2 protein-coding genes are annotated in these 2,183 nt (G+C 68.2%); one reads left to right on the forward strand and one right to left on the reverse strand.

Going from position 1 to position 2,183, the window contains the following annotated elements:
- A partial coding sequence (locus tag CSW58_RS11945) for a carboxyl transferase domain-containing protein (protein ID WP_304441649.1) occupies positions 1-827 on the reverse strand: 827 nt, incomplete at its 3' end.
- A gap of 112 nt (positions 828-939) precedes the next feature.
- Here CSW58_RS11945 and CSW58_RS11950 point away from each other — a divergent pair.
- Positions 940-2,183 (forward strand): cyclic nucleotide-binding domain-containing protein (locus CSW58_RS11950; protein WP_201721660.1); only part of this gene is annotated, 1,244 nt, incomplete at its 3' end.

Below are 2,183 nucleotides of genomic sequence, written 5' to 3' on the forward strand. Positions count from 1 at the left end.
ATCACCAGCTGCGCCGGCTTGGTGGTGTTGAGATTGGCGACGATCGAGCGGACGATCTCCAGCGCATGCTCGTCGTCATTGGCCACGTGGTCGACCACGCCCGAGCGGCGGCCATGGGTGTCGGCCCCGCCCAGCTCCTCGGCCGAGATCACCTCGCCGGTGGCGGCCTTCACCAGCGGCGGACCGGCCAGGAAGATGGTGCCCTGGTCGCGGACGATCACCGTCTCGTCGCTCATGGCCGGCACATAGGCGCCGCCGGCGGTGCACGAGCCCATGACGCAGGCGATCTGGGCGATGCCCGCGGCGCTCATCCGGGCCTGGTTGAAGAAGATGCGGCCGAAGTGCTCGCGGTCGGGGAAGACCTCGTCCTGGTGGGGCAGGTTGGCGCCGCCGCTGTCGACCAGATAGACGCAGGGCAGTCGGTTCTGGGCCGCGATCTCCTGGGCCCGCAGATGCTTCTTCACGGTGATCGGGAAATAGGCCCCGCCCTTCACCGTGGCGTCATTGGCGACGATCATCACCTCGCGGCCCGAGACCCGGCCGATGCCGGTGATCACGCCGGCCCCGGGGGCCTCGCCATTGTACAGGTCGCAGGCGGCCAGCTGGCCGATCTCGAGAAAGGGCGAGCCGGGATCCAGCAGGCGCTCGACCCGCTCGCGGGGCAGCAGCTTGCCGCGCGCCGCATGCCTTTGCCGCGACGACTCAGGGCCGCCCAGGGCCGCAAGAGCGACCTTGTCGCGCAGCGTCTCGACCAAGGCGCGGTTATGGGCGGCGTTTTTGGCGAAGGTTTCGCCGTTTTTGTCGATAACCGTGTTCAGCTTTGGCATGAACGAGGCATACCCTTTTCCATTCTGCATCGAAAGGCGCAGAATTTGACCCAAGATGGCCAAGTTGCGCGGTTCAAGTTAGCGTCCCCTCGTGGTCACCTTGCCCGATTTCATGGCCGACACGGCCCTGGCTCAGCTTTTCGCGCGTGAGCATCGCGAAGGCGACGCCGCCTGGTTTTCATTGCCGGGCGGCGCGACACTCTACGCTCCCGGCGAAGCGGCCGACTATCTCTACTTCGTGCGCACCGGTCGACTGGGCGCGTTTCGGCGGGAAGAAGGCCAGGAGCCGCAGTTCCTTGGCGTGATTCGGCCGGGCGAACCGGCCGGCGAGATGGCGATGATCGCCGGCGCGCCGCATTCGGCCAATCTGGTCGCGCTGCGCGACAGCGAAATCCTCGCCCTGCCCCGCGCGGCCTTCTTCGAGGCGGTCGAGCGCGATCCTGCGGTGATGATCGAACTGTCGCGGCTGATGATTCGCCGCGCCCGCCAGGCCGGGGCCCAGGCCTCGATCGGCGATCCCTCCGTCTACGGATTCATCGCCGTCGAGCCGGGCCGCGCCATCCGCCCGCTGATCGACCGCGTCGCCCACGCCATCGCCGATCTCGGCTATTCGGTGACCGTCGAAGGGGCCGAAAGCCTGCTGGCCCCCACCGAATGGTTTGGCAATGTCGAGCGCCAGCACGACTTCGTCCTCTATGTCGCCGAGGCCGAGGAAGCGGCGTGGAAGCACGTGGTGGGACGGCAGGTCGACCGCCTGTTCCGCGTCGGCCAGGGCGAGCGCGCCCCGCCGTCGGTGATCCCGTCCTACGCGTCAGGACCGCTGCAGACCCAGCGCCTGGTCGATCTGATCCTGACCCAGCCGCTGGGGATCAAGCGTCCCAGCGGTTCCGCCGCCTGGATGAGCGCCACACAGGCGGCGCGGCTGTTTCATGTACGCGAGAACGGCATCGCCGATGTGCAGCGCCTGGCCCGCGTGCTGACCGGCCAGTCGGTGGGACTGGTGCTGTCGGGCGGCGGCGCGCGAGCCTATGCCCATGTCGGCGCGATCCAGGCCCTGCGGCGACGCGGCGTGCCGATCGACTTCGTGGGCGGGGCCTCGATGGGCGCGGTTGTCGCCGCCGGCGTGGCCATGGGCTGGGACGACGGCGAGATGGAAAGCCGCATCCGCAGGGCCTTTGTCGACACCAGCCCCCTGGACGACATCGCTTTTCCGATGATCGCCATGACCCGCGGCGAGAAGGTGCGCCAACGCCTGGACGAGCATTTCGACGACGTCGAGATCGCCGACCTGTGGCTGCCCTTCTTTTGCGTCTCGTCCAACCTGACCTCTGGCGCCTATCACCTGCACCGGCAGGG

This window comes from Caulobacter sp. B11, assembly GCF_002737765.1.
GTDB lineage: Bacteria > Pseudomonadota > Alphaproteobacteria > Caulobacterales > Caulobacteraceae > Caulobacter.